The organism is Actinosynnema sp. ALI-1.44 (genome assembly GCF_001984155.1).
GTDB lineage: Bacteria > Actinomycetota > Actinomycetes > Mycobacteriales > Pseudonocardiaceae > Kibdelosporangium.
In genome coordinates this window covers 232,898-249,695 of sequence record NZ_MTQO01000047.1, presented here as the reverse complement: position 1 = coordinate 249,695, position 16,798 = coordinate 232,898, and the positions used below count along the sequence as shown (strand labels likewise).

18 protein-coding genes are annotated in these 16,798 nt (G+C 67.6%); 7 read left to right on the top strand and 11 right to left on the bottom strand.

All coding sequences use genetic code 11. The annotated features are described in order from the left end of the window. The gene (locus ALI144C_RS26265; RefSeq protein ID WP_076989831.1) at positions 1 to 795 is read left to right on the top strand and encodes an arylamine N-acetyltransferase family protein; all 795 of its coding nucleotides are present in this window, start codon (positions 1 to 3) and stop codon (positions 793 to 795) included. Here the strand turns inward: ALI144C_RS26265 and ALI144C_RS26260 are convergent. Then, positions 782 to 1,213, bottom strand: coding sequence for a CBS domain-containing protein (locus ALI144C_RS26260; RefSeq protein ID WP_076989830.1), 432 nt, complete (start codon positions 1,211 to 1,213; stop codon positions 782 to 784). The genes ALI144C_RS26265 and ALI144C_RS26260 overlap by 14 nt on opposite strands. A gap of 92 nt (positions 1,214 to 1,305) precedes the next feature. Next, on the bottom strand, positions 1,306 to 1,794 hold the full coding sequence (locus tag ALI144C_RS26255; RefSeq protein WP_076989829.1) for a GNAT family N-acetyltransferase: 489 nt from the start codon (positions 1,792 to 1,794) through the stop codon (positions 1,306 to 1,308). Positions 1,795 to 1,831: 37 nt separating this feature from the next. Between ALI144C_RS26255 and ALI144C_RS26250 the strand changes: the two genes are divergently transcribed. Further along, entirely contained in the window at positions 1,832 to 2,884 is a 1,053-nt protein-coding gene (locus ALI144C_RS26250; protein WP_076989828.1) for a DUF2293 domain-containing protein, read from the top strand. A 12-nt stretch (positions 2,885 to 2,896) separates the two neighbouring features. Further along, on the top strand, positions 2,897 to 4,912 hold the full coding sequence (locus ALI144C_RS26245; protein WP_076989827.1) for a prolyl oligopeptidase family serine peptidase: 2,016 nt from the start codon (positions 2,897 to 2,899) through the stop codon (positions 4,910 to 4,912). Here the strand turns inward: ALI144C_RS26245 and ALI144C_RS26240 are convergent. The 4 genes from ALI144C_RS26240 to ALI144C_RS26225 all read right to left on the bottom strand — a co-directional run bounded on the left by ALI144C_RS26240 (position 4,905) and on the right by ALI144C_RS26225 (position 9,834). Continuing rightward, positions 4,905 to 5,936, bottom strand: coding sequence for a neutral zinc metallopeptidase (locus ALI144C_RS26240; RefSeq protein ID WP_083753390.1), 1,032 nt, complete (start codon positions 5,934 to 5,936; stop codon positions 4,905 to 4,907). The two genes, ALI144C_RS26245 and ALI144C_RS26240, sit on opposite strands and share 8 nt — an antisense overlap. A 19-nt stretch (positions 5,937 to 5,955) precedes the next feature. Next, a complete protein-coding gene (locus ALI144C_RS26235; protein WP_076989825.1) occupies positions 5,956 to 6,636 on the bottom strand; it encodes a SanA/YdcF family protein in 681 nt (226 codons plus the stop codon). A gap of 61 nt (positions 6,637 to 6,697) precedes the next feature. Next, positions 6,698 to 8,401 carry an SdrD B-like domain-containing protein gene (locus ALI144C_RS26230; protein ID WP_143230874.1) on the bottom strand — a complete coding sequence of 568 codons (1,704 nt, stop codon included), beginning with the start codon at positions 8,399 to 8,401 and terminating at the stop codon, positions 6,698 to 6,700. Positions 8,402 to 8,562: 161 nt separating this feature from the next. Further along, positions 8,563 to 9,834, bottom strand: a complete 1,272-nt coding sequence (locus ALI144C_RS26225; RefSeq protein ID WP_076989823.1) for a cytochrome P450 — start codon at positions 9,832 to 9,834, stop codon at positions 8,563 to 8,565. A 64-nt stretch (positions 9,835 to 9,898) separates the two neighbouring features. On the opposite strand from ALI144C_RS26225, the gene ALI144C_RS26220 reads away from it, so the two are divergent. Beyond that, on the top strand, positions 9,899 to 10,144 hold the full coding sequence (locus tag ALI144C_RS26220) for a DUF2630 family protein (RefSeq protein WP_076989822.1): 246 nt from the start codon (positions 9,899 to 9,901) through the stop codon (positions 10,142 to 10,144). Positions 10,145 to 10,197: 53 nt separating this feature from the next. On the opposite strand, the gene ALI144C_RS26215 is transcribed toward ALI144C_RS26220, so the two are convergent. Next, positions 10,198 to 10,617 (bottom strand): YciI family protein, encoded by a 420-nt coding sequence (locus tag ALI144C_RS26215; RefSeq protein ID WP_076989821.1) that lies wholly within the window; start codon positions 10,615 to 10,617, stop codon positions 10,198 to 10,200. A gap of 117 nt (positions 10,618 to 10,734) precedes the next feature. On the opposite strand from ALI144C_RS26215, the gene ALI144C_RS26210 reads away from it, so the two are divergent. After that, entirely contained in the window at positions 10,735 to 11,487 is a 753-nt protein-coding gene (locus ALI144C_RS26210) for a TetR/AcrR family transcriptional regulator (protein ID WP_076989820.1), read from the top strand. Here ALI144C_RS26210 and ALI144C_RS26205 read toward each other — a convergent pair. Further along, positions 11,464 to 12,291 (bottom strand): urea carboxylase-associated family protein, encoded by an 828-nt coding sequence (locus ALI144C_RS26205; protein ID WP_076989819.1) that lies wholly within the window; start codon positions 12,289 to 12,291, stop codon positions 11,464 to 11,466. The two genes, ALI144C_RS26210 and ALI144C_RS26205, sit on opposite strands and share 24 nt — an antisense overlap. 36 nt (positions 12,292 to 12,327) lie before the next feature. Between ALI144C_RS26205 and ALI144C_RS26200 the strand changes: the two genes are divergently transcribed. Both ALI144C_RS26200 and ALI144C_RS26195 read left to right on the top strand, forming a co-directional pair. Continuing rightward, on the top strand, positions 12,328 to 12,705 hold the full coding sequence (locus ALI144C_RS26200) for a hypothetical protein (RefSeq protein ID WP_076989818.1): 378 nt from the start codon (positions 12,328 to 12,330) through the stop codon (positions 12,703 to 12,705). Positions 12,706 to 12,716: 11 nt separating this feature from the next. Beyond that, on the top strand, positions 12,717 to 13,448 hold the full coding sequence (locus ALI144C_RS26195; protein WP_076989817.1) for a DUF7873 family protein: 732 nt from the start codon (positions 12,717 to 12,719) through the stop codon (positions 13,446 to 13,448). A 397-nt stretch (positions 13,449 to 13,845) separates the two neighbouring features. Here ALI144C_RS26195 and ALI144C_RS26190 read toward each other — a convergent pair whose 3' ends face one another. From ALI144C_RS26190 to ALI144C_RS26180, 3 genes are read right to left on the bottom strand one after another with little or no spacing between them, the layout of a single operon-like run. Then, complete coding sequence (locus tag ALI144C_RS26190) at positions 13,846 to 14,679, bottom strand: SDR family NAD(P)-dependent oxidoreductase (protein ID WP_076989816.1); 834 nt, start codon at positions 14,677 to 14,679, stop codon at positions 13,846 to 13,848. 9 nt (positions 14,680 to 14,688) lie between these two features. Next, entirely contained in the window at positions 14,689 to 15,558 is an 870-nt protein-coding gene (locus ALI144C_RS26185; protein WP_076989815.1) for an ADP-ribosylglycohydrolase family protein, read from the bottom strand. A 19-nt stretch (positions 15,559 to 15,577) separates the two neighbouring features. Beyond that, positions 15,578 to 16,780, bottom strand: a complete 1,203-nt coding sequence (locus tag ALI144C_RS26180; protein WP_076989814.1) for a glycosyltransferase — start codon at positions 16,778 to 16,780, stop codon at positions 15,578 to 15,580. Positions 16,781 to 16,798 lie beyond the last annotated feature (18 nt).

Below are 16,798 nucleotides of genomic sequence, written 5' to 3'. Positions count from 1 at the left end.
ATGTCAGAGTGGGCGGTCGACGAGCTCGACCTCGCGGCGTACCTGCACAAGATCGGTGTCACCGAACCGTCGCTGCGGTCGGTGCACGCGGCGCACGTCAGGTCGATCCCTTTCGAGAACGTCGACGTCCTGCTCGGCGCCACGCCCAGCCTCGACCTGCCGAGCATCCAGGCGAAGCTGGTGGCGCGTAACCGTGGCGGCTACTGCTACGAACACAACCTGCTGTACACGGCCGCGCTGGACCGGTTGGGCATCCCGGTGCAGCGGTTCACCGCCCGGCCCCGGGTCGGCGGCGGGCCCGCCAGGCCCAAAACCCACATGATGGCGATCGCCGAGGCCGACGGCCGCGAATGGCTGACGGATGTCGGCTGGGGCGGCGGCTGCCTGCTCGAGCCGATGCCGTTCGAGGAAGGCACGATGCGGCAGGGCGCGTGGACGTTCCGGCTGACCAGGATCGAGGAGCAGTGGGTCCTGCAGTCGCTGACCGAGGGCGAGTGGGTCGACCTCTACGGGTTCACGACCGAGCGCCAGTACGCGTGCGACTTCGCGGCAGCCAACTTCTACGTCGCGAACTCCCCTGACTCGCCGTTCGCGCAACGGCTGATCGTGCAGACGACCACGCCGGAACACCGGCAGACGCTCGTCGGCAACGAGCTGACCATGGCCGAGCCCGGCGGACGGGCCGAGAAGCGCACCCTCACCGCCGACGAGGTGCTCGACGTGCTGACCGGCACGTTCGGCATCGAGCTGACCGACGCCGAACGCGACCAGGTCGAAGCCGCTATCCCTGCTTGATGTACGCCTCGAGCTGCTGCTGGTCCTCTTCCAGCTTCCTGATCCGGCTCTTGACCACGTCACCGATGCTGACGATGCCGACCAGCCCGCCGCCGTCGACCACCGGCACGTGCCGGATCCGGCGCTCGGTCATCAGGACGCTCAGGCTGTCCACCGAGTCGTCGGGGCCACACGTGAACACCTCGGTGCTCATGATGTCGGCGACCGGCACGTCGAGCAGCCCGGCGCCGATCTCGTTCAGGCGACGCACGACGTCCCGTTCCGACACGATCCCGGCCACGCTGTCGTCAGCGGCCATGACGACCATCGCGCCGATGTTGTGCTCGGCGAGCGCGGCGAGCAGCTCTCTGACCGGTGTTCCCGGTTCGGCCGTCGCCACGGTAGACCCTTTGCTGCGCAACAAGTCGGCAATCCGCATCAGGCGCCTCCATCCCAACCACCGGTGTGACCCTGCTTACAAGGAGGTTAGGCGTTCTCGCCTGGTCAGCAACAGATCACGGAAGGTGTCCGTTATGTTCCGATCCGCGCGTGCCGGATCATCACCAGCCGGTCGCCCAGCGCATCCAGCCCCGCCCGGCGCTCCTCCGACACGAGTTCGGCCAGTTCAGGGCCGGGTTCGTCGAACACGGTGAACCCGAGCTCGCGATACCAGGGGCCGTTCCACGGCACGTCGGCGAACGTCGTCAACGTGACCGCACGGTCCCCGGCGCGGGTGAGGACAGCACGCATCAGTTCGGTGCCGATCCCCCGTCTCGCGTGCGCGGGATCCACGGCGATCTGGTGCAGGTGCAGGTGCGCGTCCAGTTGGCCGGTGTAGGCGAACGCCACCGGCGGATCGCCGGTGACCAGCACGTCCGCCGGGTCGGTGACGGTCTCGACCACGGTCGTCCCCGGCGGGAACACGATCCCCACAGCAACGAACACACCGTCCGCGGCGCGTTCGATCTCACCCAGCGCGGGCAACTCGGCGGCACGCGCGATCCGGACGGCTGAAATCATGGAAGCGGACGTTACCGCCACGAGGAGCCGCACGACGATGGGTTTTGAACCGACCGGGAAACTGGCGCGCCGGGTGGTCGACGCGGCCGAACGGGAACTGGCCGAGGCCAAGATCGTCACCCCGCTCGGGGTGTTCCGGCGGATGGGCTGGCTGCACAAGGTCGAGCGGTGGGAACGCGAGCAGGTCGCCTCGCTCGAGTCGATCGCCGCCGTCGACGCGGCCAAACTCGAGGACGCCCGCTCGATCCTCCAGCAGTGGGCCGAGAGCAAGGGCCTCATGCCCGGCGAAAGCACTTACGTGTCAACCAATCGCGGCCGCAAGGAGCTCAGGTTCACCGCCGGGCGGGACGAGTCGGCCGAACGGGCGTACCGAATGCACTGGACGTCGCCCGACCTTTCCGACAGGCGGCGGGAAACGCTGACACGCAAGCAGAACACCGCGCCGGACCTGGTCGTGATCATCCCGCAGACCGACTGGACGTGCGCGGGCTGCGCCGACACCGGCCCGTACATGATCATGGACAATGCCGGGTCCCTCTGCCTGACCTGCGCGGACATGGACCACCTGATCCTCCTGCCCGCGGGCAACGCCACGCTGACCAGACGCGCGAAGAAGGCAAGCGGCCTGTCCGCGGTGGTCGTCCGGTTCGACAAAAGCCGCAAGCGTTACCAACGCCAAGGCATCCTGATCGAGGAATCCGCACTGGAGCAGGCCGAACAGTCCTGCCTGGCCGACGAGGAAGTACGGCTGCGGCGCAGGGAACGCGACCGGGAGCGCCGCGCGAACGAGGACGTCGAACTGGTCGCCCGGATGACCGAGCTGATCGGCGTGCTGTTCCCGCACTGCCCGCCCGGCCGGGCGGACGCGATCGCCCGGCACACCGCCCTGCGGGGCAGCGGGCGTGTCGGCCGTTCGGCGGCAGGGCGCGCGCTGGACGAGGAAGCCGTCACCCGGGCGGTGATCGCGTCGATTCGCCACGAGGACACCGAGTACGACGAGCTGCTGATGTCCGGAGTGGACCGTGACGACGCGCGGTCCACCATCAGGTCCAAGATCGATTCGGTTCTCGCATCCTGGCGGGACGGCTGACACACTGGGGTCATGAGTGAGCACGACGACCCGTACCTCTGGTTGGAAGAGGTAACCGCGGACGAAGCGATGGCGTGGGTGCGTGAGCGCAACGCGGAGGCGGTCGCCGAGCTGACCGGCAGCACGCGCTTCGCGGAACTGCGTGACGAGATCCGTGCGGTGTTCGACGCGGACGACCGGATCCCGTACATCCGCCGCCGCGGTGAGTACCTCTACAACTTCTGGCAGACCCCCGCCAACCCGCGCGGGTTGTGGCGCCGTACCACTCTCGAGCAGTACCGCCTCGCCGAGCCGGACTGGCAACTGCTGCTGGACGTGGATGAGCTGGGCAAGCAAGAGGGCGAGAACTGGGTGTGGGACGGCGCCGCCGTGCTCCGCCCGGACTACCGTCTGGCGTTGGTGAACCTGTCACGCGGCGGCGCGGACGCCGCCGTGGTGCGTGAGTTCGACCTGGAAACGCGCGAGTTCGTGGCAGGCGGGTTCGAACTGCCGGAGGCCAAGAGCTCCCTGCGGTGGATCGACGCCGACCGGGTCTACGTCGGCACCGACTTCGGCCCCGGCTCGATGACGTCGTCGGGGTATCCCAGGATCGTCAAGGAATGGCGCCGCGGCACGGATCTGTCCGAAGCGGTCACCGTGTTCGAGGGCAAGCCCGAGGACGTCTCGGTCTACGCCACGCACGACCCGACGCCCGGGTTCGAGCGCGACTTCGTCGGCAGGAGCATCGACTTCTACCGTTCGGAACGGTTCCTGCGCACCGAATCCGGTGACCTGGTCCGGATCGACGTGCCGGACGACGCCGAGATGAGCGTCGAACGGGAATGGCTGCTGATCACGTTGCGTTCGGCGTGGACGGTCGGCGAGACGACGTATCCCGCCGGTTGCCTGCTGGCATGCGACTTCGACGCCTTCATCGCAGGTGCGCGCGATCTGGAGGTGCTGTTCGAACCGGACGAGCACACGTCGCTGTCCTACCACAGCTGGACGAAAAACCACGTCATCCTCAACGCGCTGCACGACGTACAGACCCGTATCGAGGTTCTGACGCCGGGCCCGGACGGCTGGCAGCGCACGGAACTGGCCGGTGTGCCCGCGGGTGCGCTCTCCGAGATCACCGACACCGACCCGGACGTCAGCGACGAGTACTTCATGAACTCCAGCGGCTACGTCGAGCCCGCGACGCTGCGGCGCGGTGTGGTCGGCGGCGAGCCGGAGATCCTCAAGCAGGCGCCCGCCCGCTTCGACGCGGCGGGCATCGAGGTGCGCCAGCACTTCGCGACGTCGGCCGACGGCACCAAGATCCCGTATTTCGTTGTCGGCAAACCGGATCCGCACACCAGGCCGACGCTGCTGTCCGGCTACGGCGGCTTCGAGGTCTCGCTGACGCCGAGCTACCTCGGGCACGTCGGCCGGGCGTGGCTGGCCCGCGGCGGCACGTACGTGGTCGCGAACCTGCGTGGCGGCGGCGAGTACGGGCCGGGCTGGCACTCCCAGGCGGTGAAGGCGAACAGGCACCTGGTGTACGAGGATTTCGCCGCCGTGGCCAAGGACTTGATCGACCGCGGGATCACCACCCCGCAGCGGCTCGGCATCCAGGGCGGCAGCAACGGCGGTCTGCTGATGGGCGTGATGCTCACCAGGTACCCGGAGTTGTTCGGCGCGATCGTCTGCCAGGTGCCGTTGCTGGACATGCGGCGGTACCACGAGTTGCTGGCAGGCGCCTCATGGATGGCGGAGTACGGCGACCCGCGCAAACCCGGGGAATGGGCCTTCATCGAACCGTTCTCGCCGTACCAGAACGTCCACAAGGCAGCCCAGTACCCGCCCGTGCTGTTCGCGACGTCCACAAGGGACGACCGGGTGCACCCGGGGCACGCCCGCAAGATGGTGGCGAAGATGCGGGAGCAGGGCCACGACGTGCGCTACTACGAGAACATCGAAGGCGGGCACGGCGCGGCCGCCGACAACGAGCAGGCTGCGTTCAAGTGGGCGCTTGTCTTCGAGTTCCTCTGGACGAAACTCAGCTGACTTCCGATGCCGGGGCCAGCCAGGTGTTGCAGGACGCGGTGTTGTTGTTCTTCACACCGGCTGTGCCCCACTGGATCTGGTGTTTGACGCTGCCGTGGGTCTTGTCCGCGACCGAGCTGCGGAAGGCCGACGACGCGGAGGTGCTCAGCGACTTCGTGATCGACCCGCGGCCGCCCGCCGCGCCGATGAACATCCCGGAGAAGCAGTCGGCCTGCAGCTCCATCCGGCGGGTCAGTTCGAGGTACTCCGGGGAGTTCTCGTCCTTGCCGGTCATCTTGATGCCCATGCCCCGGTTGATCCCGGTCAGGGCCTGGACGTGGTGGCCGTACTCGTGGGCGAGGACCATGATGTGGCCGCCCTGGTTGTTGCCCATGGACTCGGTGGCCCGGTTGCGGGGCATGAAGATGCCCCGGTCCCGTGGGCAGTAGAAGGCGACGGCCTCCTGCTTGCTCGGGGTTCCGCAGGTGCTCGTCGGGTTGTCGTCGACCGACAGGGCCGGTGTCTCGAAATCGCCTTCGGCCTGCTCGACCAGTGGGCGCCACGCTTCGTCGAGGCATCCGATCATGGCCTGGTAGTAGCCGCGCAACTGGTCGGCCGACCGGCCGAACGCGGGCAGCCTGCAGGTGATCTGCGGCAGCTGCTTCCCCGGCGCGAGCAGGGGGTTCGCGCTGGTCAGGTCGTCACCGGCCGGGCGTTTGGGCGTGGTCGGCGTGCTCGTCGAAGCCGCGGTCGGCGGGCTCTGCGGCGCCGCCGCGTTCGGCTTGCCCTCGACCGTGGGCCCGGCCACGGCGACCCCCACGACCTCGGTGGTGACCAGACCCGGCGCGCCGGCAGCCATGACGATCGCGACGATCACACCGAGCACCGCGATGATCCTCAGCGGGGAGTCGCGCCGTCCACCGGCGTCCGCTGCCACCTCCGGCGGGGACGGCGGCGGTGTCCACGTCGATTCCGGCAGTTGCGCGACCGGCGGGCTGTCCGTGTCCTCGGCCATCTTCTCCCCCTCAGGTCGCCGGCCAATCATGCCATCACTGTCACGCCCTTCACCGGGAGCCCGGCGGATGCGCGGTGATCAGGTCACGCACCGACCCGTCCGGTGTGGACAGCACGGCCGGGTCGCGGTTCCAGATCGCCTCCGGAACAGCGCCGACTGTGGCCAGCCACTCCCGCACTCGGTTGCGCACGAGACTGGTGGTGGTGCACTCGCAGGTCGCGGCGACGCCGTCAGCCTGCATTCCCAGGCTCCGGCACAGCGAGACGGCCCGCGGGAGATGATAGGACTGCGTCACCAGCAGTGCGCGATCGACACCGTAAACCTGAACCGCGCGGGCGCACGTGTCGTACGTGTCCAGGCCAAACGCGTCGACCACGATCATCTTCGGGTCCACGCCCCGCTCGGCGAGGTACGCGGTCATCGCCCTGGTCTCGTTCCCGGACGTGCCGTCCGCGTCACCGGACACCAGGACGGCCTTCACCTTTCCCGCTTTGACCAGCTCGACGGTCACGTCCAGCCGACCGGCCAGGAACGGCATCGGCCGGTCGCCCCGCAGCTTGGCGCCGAACACGATCGCGACCGGTGCGTCCGGTGCGTCGGCGACGTCGAACCGGTGCCCGCCGGACGCGCTGTACGACCAGATCAGGCTCCCGCCGATCGCGACCGCGGCCACCCCGGCGCCGATGAGCAGACCCCGAACGGTCCAGCGCACCCAGCGCCGCTTGTCCATGAGATCCATGAAACCAGAAACTGCCTGGCAAGCGCCGGAAGGCCTTGCCAGGCAGGCGAACTCAGCCGCGACGGCGCTTGCGCGTGAACAGCACGGCGGCGACACCGAGCAGCAGCACGGCGGCTCCGCCGATGGTCAGGCCGATCACGTTGGCGCCGGTGTTGGCCAGCGTCCGGTTCTGGTTCTGGGTCTGGTTCTGGGTCGTGTCGCTCGTGGCAGGCGGCGAGTCCGGCGGGACCTTGGAGTTCAGATCCACCCGCAGCGGACCGCGCAGCAACGGGAACGTCTGATTGTCCCCGAACGTGCCGGTGGCGACCACGAGCCACTTGTTCTCCTTGAGCTTCCACGGCCCCTTGACGACCGGGATGTACCAGCCCGCCGGGAGGTCGGCGAACCGGAATGTGCCGTCCGCGTTGGTCGTCGTCGACCCGATCACCTTGCCGTCCAACGGGTCCAACAGGCTCACAGGCAACGACGCGACCCCGGGCTCGTCCTTGTTCTCGCTCTTGTCGTGGAAGAACTTGCCGCTGGCTGTGCCGTTCTTGCCGGGGACCTTGGCCAGCGTGAAGATCCACGGGTTGCCGACGGTGGTGGAGCTGTTCTGGTCGCGGATCTCGCAGTAGACGAACACCACGCCCTGCTCCAGCGACGCGTCCGGCACGGTGCCCTTGACCGGCAGCGTCCTGGACTCGCCGGCCTTCAGCGTCATGCCGGGGCCGCCGGTGGCCAGATCGCCCCAGTTGGCGGGCTTCTCCGTGCCGACGAGATGGACCTCGGATTCCGTGTCGCAGACCGCGACGAGGTTCTTGACCTCGTTCGGCCCGTTGTTGGTCAACGAGATCGTGAGGTTCGCCGTGTCACCGGGCTTGTACGGCCCCTCGTTGAACTTCGCCGACGCCACCAGCCCGTCCGACAACGGCCGGGTCGCGCGCAGTTCCAGCTTCTTGCTTGCGTCCGAGCCGTCGACGGCGACAGCGGTCCTGCCGCCCACCCATCCGCCTTGCAGCTCCTTCGGCGTGCTGACCTCGTACCACCCGGCGGGCAGCCCGGCGACCTCGAACTTGCCGTGGGCGTCGGTCGTGGCCTTGTGCTCCGTCCCATGCGGGCCGGTCACGGTCACTGTCACGCCCGCGAAGCCTTCGTCTTCTTGGACCGTGCCGCTGTTGTCCTTGTCCGTGTAAACGGTCCCGCCGACGGATCCCTTCGTCGTGGGCTGGATGATCGGGACGGTCAGCAGCTGCGTGTTGTCGTTCGCGGTGGCGTCGCCTTCGACTTCGACGACGATCCGCATCTCCCCCTTGTCGGCCTTCGGCTCGGTGAGCTTCGCGGTGAGAGCGAGCTCGCGGACCGCGTTCGGCGCCAACGGCGCGTCGAAACCGCTGGACCACGCGACCGCCGCGAACGTCGCGCCGGACACCGAGCTGACCGAGCCTGTGATCTTCTTGGCTTCGGCCGAGCCCTTGTTGGTGATCTTGACAGAGACGGTGAACGGCTGGCCTTCCACCACCGACACCTTGTCCGGCAGTGGTGTCACAGCCAGCGCGAGATCCGGGGCCGCGTCCGCGGCTTTCGGCGTTTCCGCCTTCTCCTGTGATCGCTGTTGCTGCTGTTGTTGCTGTGGCTGCGGCGTCGCCGATGACGCCGGGGACTCAGCGGAACTCGGCGCGGCGGGATCGACTGCGGGATCGGCCGCAGCCGGTGTGACCGCGCAGATCAGCGCCACCGCCGCGGATAACGCGGCGTGTCTGAGTCGACGCGTGGACAAAAGGGCACCCCCGTTTTCGGGTCATCCCCGGGCGCTGAGCGCTCCCCAGCCGCCAACGCGACGACGCCAAGGCATGACGCTTGGGTGAAAATGTGGTGTCCGAAACCTATCGGTCCGTGCGGGGACCTGCCCACCCTTTTCGTCGAAAACGTTACCCAGCGCTATTTCAGCAGCACTGGCAGCGAGTCCACCCCGTAGACGATGGAAACCTTGCGGAACTCCAGTTCATCAGCGGACTTGGCCAGCCGCATCTGCGGGAAACGGCGCACCAGCGCGGGATACGCGGCCCGCAGTTCCATCCGGGCCAGCTCGGCACCGATGCACCGGTGTACCCCGTACCCGAACGCGAGGTGTGATGTCGGCTCGCGGTGCGGGTTCACCGTTTCCAGGTCGTCACCGAGCGCGTCGTCACGATTGGCGCCGCTCAGCGAGACGATCACGACATCGCCCTTGCCGATCGTGTGGCCGGCGACCTCGATCGCCTCACGGGCGAAGCGCGGGAACGCGACCTGCACGACAGTCAGGTACCGCAGGATCTCCTCGACGAATCCGCTCACCGCGTCGTCGTTGTCGTGGACGAGCTTGAAGGTGTCCTCGTCCTGCAGCAGCACGAGCGCGCCGAGCGCGAGCATGCTCGCCGTGGTCTCGAAGCCGCCGGTGAGCACACCGTCGGCGAGCCCGGCGAGCTCCATGTCCTCGACTTCGTCGCCGTGCTCCTTGATGATCATGCCGAGCAGGCCGTCACCGGGGTTCTCGCGTTGCTTGCGCACCACGCCCAGCAGGTACTCCAGCGACTCTGAGATCGCGCCGAAGGAGGCGTCCGCGCCGCTGAACAGGTCGAACCGGGCCATCGCGAGGCGCTGGAAGTCCTCGCGGTCGTCGTAGGGCACGCCGAGCAGCTCGCAGATCACCAGCGACGGGATCGGCAGCGCGAACTCGGCAACCAGGTCGACTGGTCCGGCGGCCTCGTCCATCGAGTCGAGGCACTGCTCGATGATGGCCTTGATCCCCGGGGTGAGCCGGGCGAGGCGGCGCATCGTGAACTCCGGCGTGAGCAGCTTGCGCAGCCGGGTGTGCACGGGCGGGTCGGCGAACCCCAGTCCACCGGGGTTCTGCTGGACGTTGGTCGCGCCCGTGCCGAGCAGGTGAGCGAAGTCATTGCTGAACGCCTTTGTGTTGCTCAGCACAGTCTTGGCTTCTTCATACCCGCTGACCAGCCAGAGGTTGATGCCGAACGGCATCGGCAGCTTGTTGATCGGCGCACTGGCGCGCATCTGCCCGAGTTCGGGCACGGGATCGAGGCCGTTGCGCTTCAACGGCATCAACGCGGGTTCGGGGATCGGCATCTTGCCGAGGTCGAACCCCTTTTTCTTGACACGGCTCAGGTAGATGCGTGCGAACCAGGCCGTGACTCGCGAGCGGATACTCCCCACACCATTGAGGCTAGGACAACACGGCTGAGAAGCGGGAGCCGGGTGACCTGGTTAATCTCAGGTTGTGAACGAACGCGACATCCTCGACCAGATCCGCGGCCTGGTCGATCAGGAGCACGAGCTGCGCTCCCGCAGCGTGGCCGGAGAAATCGATTCGGCCGAGGAACACGCGCGACTGAAATCGCTCGAGGAATCGCTCGACCAGTGCTGGGACCTGCTGCGGCAGCGCCGGGCCCGGCGGGGTGCCGGTGCGGACCCCGAGGGCGCCGAGGCGCGTCCCGCGCAGCAGGTCGAGGGTTACCTGCAATGACCTTTTCATGAGTGGTTACGCCGGGCGTAACCACTCATGCGCGCCGAGTCGTCTCAGCCTTCGGTCCGGGCCCGCAGCTCGGCGTCCTTGGCTCGCGCCTCCTCGGTGAACTCGTCACCGAAGTCCTCCGGGCTGAAGACCTGCCGGATCTCGATCTCGCTGTGCTCGCCGTGCGGGTTGGGCACCTGCCTGACCCAGTCGATGGCCTCCTGCATCGACTCGACCTGCCAGATCCAGTAGCCCGCGATGAGCTCCTTGGTCTCGGCGAACGGACCGTCGACGACCGTGGTCTTCTTGCCCTCGAACTTCACCCGCGCGCCCTTGGCGCTCGGGTGCAGGCCCTCACCACCGATCATGATCCCCGCATTGACGAGCTTCTCGTTGAAGGCGGTCATCTCGGTGAGGACCTGCTCACTCGGCATGACGCCGTTCTCCATGTCCTCGGTCGCTCTGATCAGGACCATGACCTTCATGTGAACGCACTCCCACCAGTAAAGTGTTGACCGGGACGTAAACTGTTTCCGCCGGATGCTGTGTATGCTAGACACAGTTTTCGCGGGCCGACAAGCCCTCTTTCGGAAGCGGGTGGCGTGGACAGCGGCTTCGACGTCTTCGGCGATCAGGCGGGCGTGCTCGAGGTCCTGTGGGGCCGGCGGGAACCGCCGAGCCGCGGCCCCAAGCCGATGCTCAGCGTCGAGCGGATAGCGCGGGTCGCGATGGGCATCGCGGACAGCGACGGGCTCGCAGCCGTCTCCATGCAACGCGTGGCCGGTGAGCTCGAATTCACCAAGATGGCGCTCTACCGTTACGTGTCCGGCAAGTCGGAACTGCTGGCGGTGATGATCGAACTGGCCGTCGGCGACCCGCCGGACCTGCGCGACGTGCCCGGCGGGTGGCGCGACCGGCTCGAGGAGTTCGTCCAGCGGCTCGCGGTCGTCTGGCAGGAGCACCCGTGGCTGCCGTGGGCCACGCTCGGCGACCGACCGATGGGGCCGCGTGAGCTCGGCTGGATCGAGTCAGCCGTCAGCGCGTTGGGCGGCACCGGCCTGAGCGGCACCGAGCAGCTCGACGCCGTGTTCATCCTCTTCGGACTCGTCCGCAACACCCAGTCGATGTCCACCGCGGGCACCCAGCCGTGGGACGCGGACAAGAAGGTCACGCCGACGACGCAGGAACTGCTGCGCCGCTACGGCGACCGTTTTCCCGCGTTGAGCACAGCGACCGCTGCGGCCAACGGCTCGACGCGGGACAACGGCCGCGCATTCGGGTTGCGCCGGTACTTCGACGGCCTCGAGCAGCTGATCGACCAGCGGCTGGGTCTAGGGCAGTCGGATCCCGTGTAGCCCTTGGTATCCCGAACCGGTCGGCGGCTGCCAGCCGTCGAGCGACGCGGGATCGGGCCGGTACACCTCGACCGCGAGCGGACGGCACACCTCCAGCGGATCCCTCGCGTCCGGCCCCCACAACGGGATCGACAGGTCACCGGCCGGGCACGTGGACAACGCGCACAGCAGGTCCTGCTCGGCGAAGAACTCGAAGTAGTCACCGGGTTTCGCCGGGGAGGCCTTCATGAAGTACTTGTCCTCGTCGTTCAACCCGGTGCACTGGAACACGTTCAGCACGTCGTGCACGTCGAACTCGGTCAGGCCGTAGGGGATGACGGCGCGGACGAGGTTGGAATGGCAGTGGAAGTCGAAGTCCTCGTCGGTGAGGATCCGGTTGACGTACGGGTCGCAGCGTGAGCCGAGCAAGTCGTGCACCCGGCCGCCTTCTTCGTCCACGCCATAGGATTCGAGCGTGTCCTTGGTGATCGTCACGAGCGGGCGCAGGTAGGGCAACGTCGACCACAACCGGTCGTACGTGGTCACGTGGGCGCTCTGCAACTGGCGGGTCCGGGCGGCCCACAGCCGTTCCCGCGGGTTGTGCCTGTTCCAGAGGTTGAGGTCGCCGACCTGCGGCCCGGCGGGAGTGGTGATCAACCGGCACAGCGATCCGGCGGGCACCTCCCACGCCCGGCCCGACCGGATCGGGATCACGAACTCGTCGACCAACTCGCGGTCACCACCCGCGACCCGGTCGTAGAAGGCGCGGTCGACGTCGAGGACACTGCCCGGCTTGGCCTGGTACCCGGCTGGCGGAAAACCCATCTGCGCTCCATGGTCGAAGGTCTACCTTCGGCCAGGATGCCTGTCCTCGATCGGATCCTCCACCGGATCGCCCGGCTGCGGCCGGACGGGATCGCCTTGGTCGCCGTCGACGGCCCGGACGCGGCGGGTAAGGCGACCATGGCCGCCCGCGCGCTGCTGCTCGATCCGCTCAGCCCCGGCGGCGACGGCCGCTACCGGCGCAGCGCCTACGAATTCCGGACATCCACCGCGGCGATCGCGCCCGTCGAGCAGGCCCCGCCGAACGCCGTTCTTCTCGTTGACGGCGTGTTCCTGCTTCGCCCGCAGCCGCGCTCGTACTGGGACTTGAGTTCGTGGACAACGAGAACCCCGCGCGGCCAAAACTGGTTGCCCTGCGTTGCTAGCCTTCTCGCAACTTCAATTTCTCAAGTATGACAAGGTTTCCCATGACACGTCTGAACCAGATCGTCGCGGTCGAAAAAGGCATCAAGACCCGTTCCTTCCAGGAACTGACCGACGCGCACCACGCGCTGCAGAAGTCGAGCCTGCTCTCGGGCATCTCGCGGACCTACCGCCCGAAGGACGAGGAAGGCGAGCAGTTGCCGCCGGAGTCGACCAAGGTGCAGGTCAAGGCGGAGGAGACCATCCGCGCCACCGCCGAGATCCTGACCAGGCTGTTCGACGTGACCGCCACCAAGGACTGGGCCAACTGCACCGCGACGGCGGACGTGAAAGTGGACGGCGAGACGCTGCTGGAAGCGGTGCCGGTGAGCTACCTGCTGTTCCTGGAGAAGCAACTGGTCGACATGCTCACCTTCATCCGCAAGCTCCCGGTGCTCGACGCGGCGGAGTCCTGGGAGTACGACGCGTCGGCGGACTGCTGGGCGACCGAGCCCGTGCAGACCGTGCGTACCAAGAAGATCCCGCGCAACCACGTCAAAGCGGAGGCGACAGAGAAGCATCCGGCCCAGGTCGAGGTGTACTACGAGGACGTGACCGTCGGCTACTGGAAGACTGTGAAGTTCTCCGGTGCCATGCCCGCCAAGCGCATCAACGAACTCGTCGAGCGCGTGGAGAAGCTGCAGCAGGCGGTGAAGTTCGCCCGCGAGGAAGCCAACAACGCCGAGATCACCCAGCGGAAGGTCGGGACGAAGGTCTTCGGTTATCTGTTCGCCTGAGCGGCCGGTGATCCGCTAGAGTCAGCGCCGCGCACTGAGCGCAAGCTGAGACTGAAACCGTCAGTTTGACAGGGTTTCCGGTGACAGTGGAGGTTCGAATCCTCCCCCGCCCACAGCCGCGGGCGGGTGGCCCAACGGGGAGAGGCAGCCGGACGCTCGCCACGAGAATCAAACTCTCGCTCAAGCCTCAGTATGGTGCCGTCGATCGCCAGATCGACCAGGTACGGACGAGTGCACCCGAGTTGCTGGTTCAACTCCAGCCTGGCCCGCCACCGTGGGCCAGTGGTCCAATCGCAGGACGCGGGGCGTTGACGCGTGATCCGTGCCTTTAAACGTGCTGGCGGCGCCAAGTGGCGGCGACTCAGGGCTCGGGGGAGGGCAATTCCCCCGGGCCCCCTCAGCTGAACCGCTTCGACGGGAACTCCTCCATGTCGAACTCGCCGTCGAACGCGGCGGCGAAGTCCGCCACGTCCCACTGTTCCCGCTCCGGGGTCGGCGGTTTCCGGCTGAACTGCCGGTACAGGTGCAACTGCGTGCCGGTGAACCGGATGACCTGACCGGTGACGTGGGCCGACCGGTCGCTGAGCAGGTACGTGACCAGCGGCGCGATCCGATCCGGACTGTCGCGCGGCCCGGTCGTGGCACGTGGATCCGCCGCCGCCATCGGCGTGTACGCCAAGGGGCACAAGGCATTCACCCGAACTCCCTGCCTGGCGAAGTCCACCGCCCACGAGACGGTCATGGAAGCGACCGCCGCCTTGGACGCGGAGTACGCCGCCGCCCCACCCTGCCCGACCAGAGCCAGCGACGCGATGTTGAGGATCGCACCGCTGCCCTGACCGTGCATCGCCCGTGCGGCAGCCGTACCGCAGTACATCGAGCCGAGCACGTTGACTTCGATGACCTCCCGAATCCGCTCCGGACTGTCGTCCCACGGCTTCGCGTCGTGCCGGATGCCCGCGTTGTTGACCAAACCGTCGACCTTGCCGAACTCGTCGACGCACTGCTCGACCAACTCGGCAGCACGCACCGGATCGGCCACGCTGTGGCCGTTGGCCACCGCACGACCGCCCGCGGCCCGAATCCGCTCAGCGACTGCCTCGGCGAGCTCACCCAACACGTCGTTGACGACTACCGCCGCACCAGCCGCCGCGGCGTGCACGGCGTACGCTTCACCAAGCCCTCGCCCCGCGCCAGTTACGACAACGGCTTTGCCAGCCAGTGTTCCCATGGAGCGAGGCTACTGTCCCGCCACAGCCCAGTCGGGCAACGGCTCGCGGGATCGGAGCCAGCGTTCAGGAACCTCACCACGCACGGCGACGATGCCGCCGACGATCGCAGCCGTGGTGTCAACATCTCCCCCGGCCTCGACACAGCTCACGATCGCCGACGGGTAGTCGTCCAGGTAGGTGGCCGCGACCCACATGGCGAACGGAACCGTGTCCTGCGCGGTGACGCGGGAACCGTTGCCCAGCTCGTACGCCGCCTCGGCGACAGACTTGCCGATCAGTGCACGAGCACGACGAATCCCCTGGAGAGTGAACCCCTTCGGCAGACCGTCCAGCACCTGGTCGATGAAGTCCCGTGGCCGCGGCCGGAACGTGGCGGCGATGGCCGCGGCACGCGCGACGGCGACCGCACTCGTGACTCCCTCTGGGTGCAGGTGAGTCACCTCGGCGGACACCGTCGCCTGTTCGACAACCTTGTCGAGATCGTCAGCGAAGAAGACACCCAAGGGGGCGACTCGCATCGCGGCGCCGTTGCCGCACGAGCCTTGGCCATTGAACGCTGCCCCAGCAGCGTCCCGCCACGGCACGCCTTTCCTTATCTTGTGCAGGATCGTGAACGCACCCGCACCGTAACCGCGGTAGGGCTCACAGCGGTCGGCGAACAACGCCGCGAGCCGATCCTGGTCCACCGAACCGTGATCACGCAGTTCGGTGACGAGGTTGCAGGCCATTTCCGTGTCGTCGGTCCACTCCCACGGACCTGCGGGCGGATTGCCCGCGATCAACGCACGCAGCGAACGACCGACAATGAAGAACTGGGCGCCCAAGGCGTCCCCGACAGACAATCCATCCAATGACCGATAGGTCGAATCCAGTGACATCACCGGAAATCCTAGTGCCTCACGGACACAAGTCCAGCAAACGTTCCACGGCGACCTGCGTACCGTCATTCGCCGACATCGCGGCGGCGACACTGCCTGCGCGGCGGGCAACCTCGGGTTGGAGGACGGTGGCCAACGCGTTCGCCAGAGACTCACTGGTCGGCATACCGGGAGCGTGGGCCACCCCGATCCCGAGGTCGTCGACGCGGGCCGCCCAGTAATACTGGTCGTACTGCTGGGGAATCACGACCTGAGGGGCACCGGCTCGCGCGGCGGCGGTTGTGGTGCCCGCACCGCCGTGGTGCACGACGGCGGCGACGCGACCGAACAGTTCCTGGTGGTTCGACTCCCCGATCGTAAGGCAGTCGGTCGCGTCTGGCAGTGACAGATCCGCCCAGCCACGCGAAATGATCGCCCTGTGCCCGAGCACGCGGGCCGCGTCGACCATCACCTGACCGATTCCGCCGGCACGGGCACTGGCGTAACTGCCCAGACCGAAGTAGACAGGCGGCGCACCCGCGGCAAGGAAATCCGTCAACTCCCGGGACAGTGGGCGTTCGTCCGCCATGATCCACGCTCCCGTCTGGACCACATCGGCATCACCTGGCCACGGACTGAGCGTGGGATCGGCGGCGAGCCAAGGCCGACGGGTGAGAACGTGGTCTCGCACGTCCTCGACAGGTGGCAGTCCCGCAGCCGCCCGGTGTTTGTTGAGCGCGGGGCCCCACGCGTCCTGCCACCGTTGCGCGTCGGCCACCCACAGTTGGGTGTTGCTGCCGCTGTCGTCCTGCGGCCATCCCGGCCATGGAGCTGGCGCGTGATGCGCCGACGGCAACGCGGCCGGGCAGAACTCGACGTGGACATAAGTGATTCCGGACAGTTCCGCCACCGAACGGGCCGCCACCTGCACAGCCCCGCACCCGACCAGGATGTCGCATTCCCTTGTGGCGTCAGGCAATGTGGCGAACTGTGCGGCCACCGCATCCTCAGCAGCGCGGACGCGTCCCTCCGGTGTGGACAGGTCCCACCTGGCGCTGGACGCCGAGGGACGCATCTCCGGGCCGACAGCCACCGCCGGGACACCCATCCCTGCGAACCAGTCGCGGAAATCAGGCGAGACGCACACGGACACCTGGTGGCCACGGGCTTGCAGCCGTAAGGCCAGAGCCGCGACTGGCTGGGCTTCACCTCGTGACCCGACAGTCGACAGCACTACACGCATGAGAACTCCCCTCCACCA

Excerpts from the sequence above, each read along its gene's own strand:
- ALI144C_RS26180 (WP_076989814.1), bottom strand. The coding sequence starts at position 16,780 with ATGCGTGTAGTGCTGTCGACTGTCGGGTCACGAGGTGAAGCCCAGCCA.
- ALI144C_RS26265 (WP_076989831.1), top strand. The coding sequence starts at position 1 with ATGTCAGAGTGGGCGGTCGACGAGCTCGACCTCGCGGCGTACCTGCAC.
- ALI144C_RS26190 (WP_076989816.1), bottom strand. The coding sequence starts at position 14,679 with ATGGGAACACTGGCTGGCAAAGCCGTTGTCGTAACTGGCGCGGGGCGA.
- ALI144C_RS26205 (WP_076989819.1), bottom strand. The coding sequence starts at position 12,291 with ATGGGTTTTCCGCCAGCCGGGTACCAGGCCAAGCCGGGCAGTGTCCTC.
- ALI144C_RS26185 (WP_076989815.1), bottom strand. The coding sequence starts at position 15,558 with ATGTCACTGGATTCGACCTATCGGTCATTGGATGGATTGTCTGTCGGG.
- ALI144C_RS26200 (WP_076989818.1), top strand. The coding sequence starts at position 12,328 with ATGCCTGTCCTCGATCGGATCCTCCACCGGATCGCCCGGCTGCGGCCG.
- ALI144C_RS26215 (WP_076989821.1), bottom strand. The coding sequence starts at position 10,617 with ATGAAGGTCATGGTCCTGATCAGAGCGACCGAGGACATGGAGAACGGC.
- ALI144C_RS26195 (WP_076989817.1), top strand. The coding sequence starts at position 12,717 with ATGACACGTCTGAACCAGATCGTCGCGGTCGAAAAAGGCATCAAGACC.
- ALI144C_RS26245 (WP_076989827.1), top strand. The coding sequence starts at position 2,897 with ATGAGTGAGCACGACGACCCGTACCTCTGGTTGGAAGAGGTAACCGCG.
- ALI144C_RS26260 (WP_076989830.1), bottom strand. The coding sequence starts at position 1,213 with ATGCGGATTGCCGACTTGTTGCGCAGCAAAGGGTCTACCGTGGCGACG.
- ALI144C_RS26240 (WP_083753390.1), bottom strand. The coding sequence starts at position 5,936 with ATGATTGGCCGGCGACCTGAGGGGGAGAAGATGGCCGAGGACACGGAC.
- ALI144C_RS26255 (WP_076989829.1), bottom strand. The coding sequence starts at position 1,794 with ATGATTTCAGCCGTCCGGATCGCGCGTGCCGCCGAGTTGCCCGCGCTG.
- ALI144C_RS26250 (WP_076989828.1), top strand. The coding sequence starts at position 1,832 with ATGGGTTTTGAACCGACCGGGAAACTGGCGCGCCGGGTGGTCGACGCG.
- ALI144C_RS26235 (WP_076989825.1), bottom strand. The coding sequence starts at position 6,636 with ATGGACAAGCGGCGCTGGGTGCGCTGGACCGTTCGGGGTCTGCTCATC.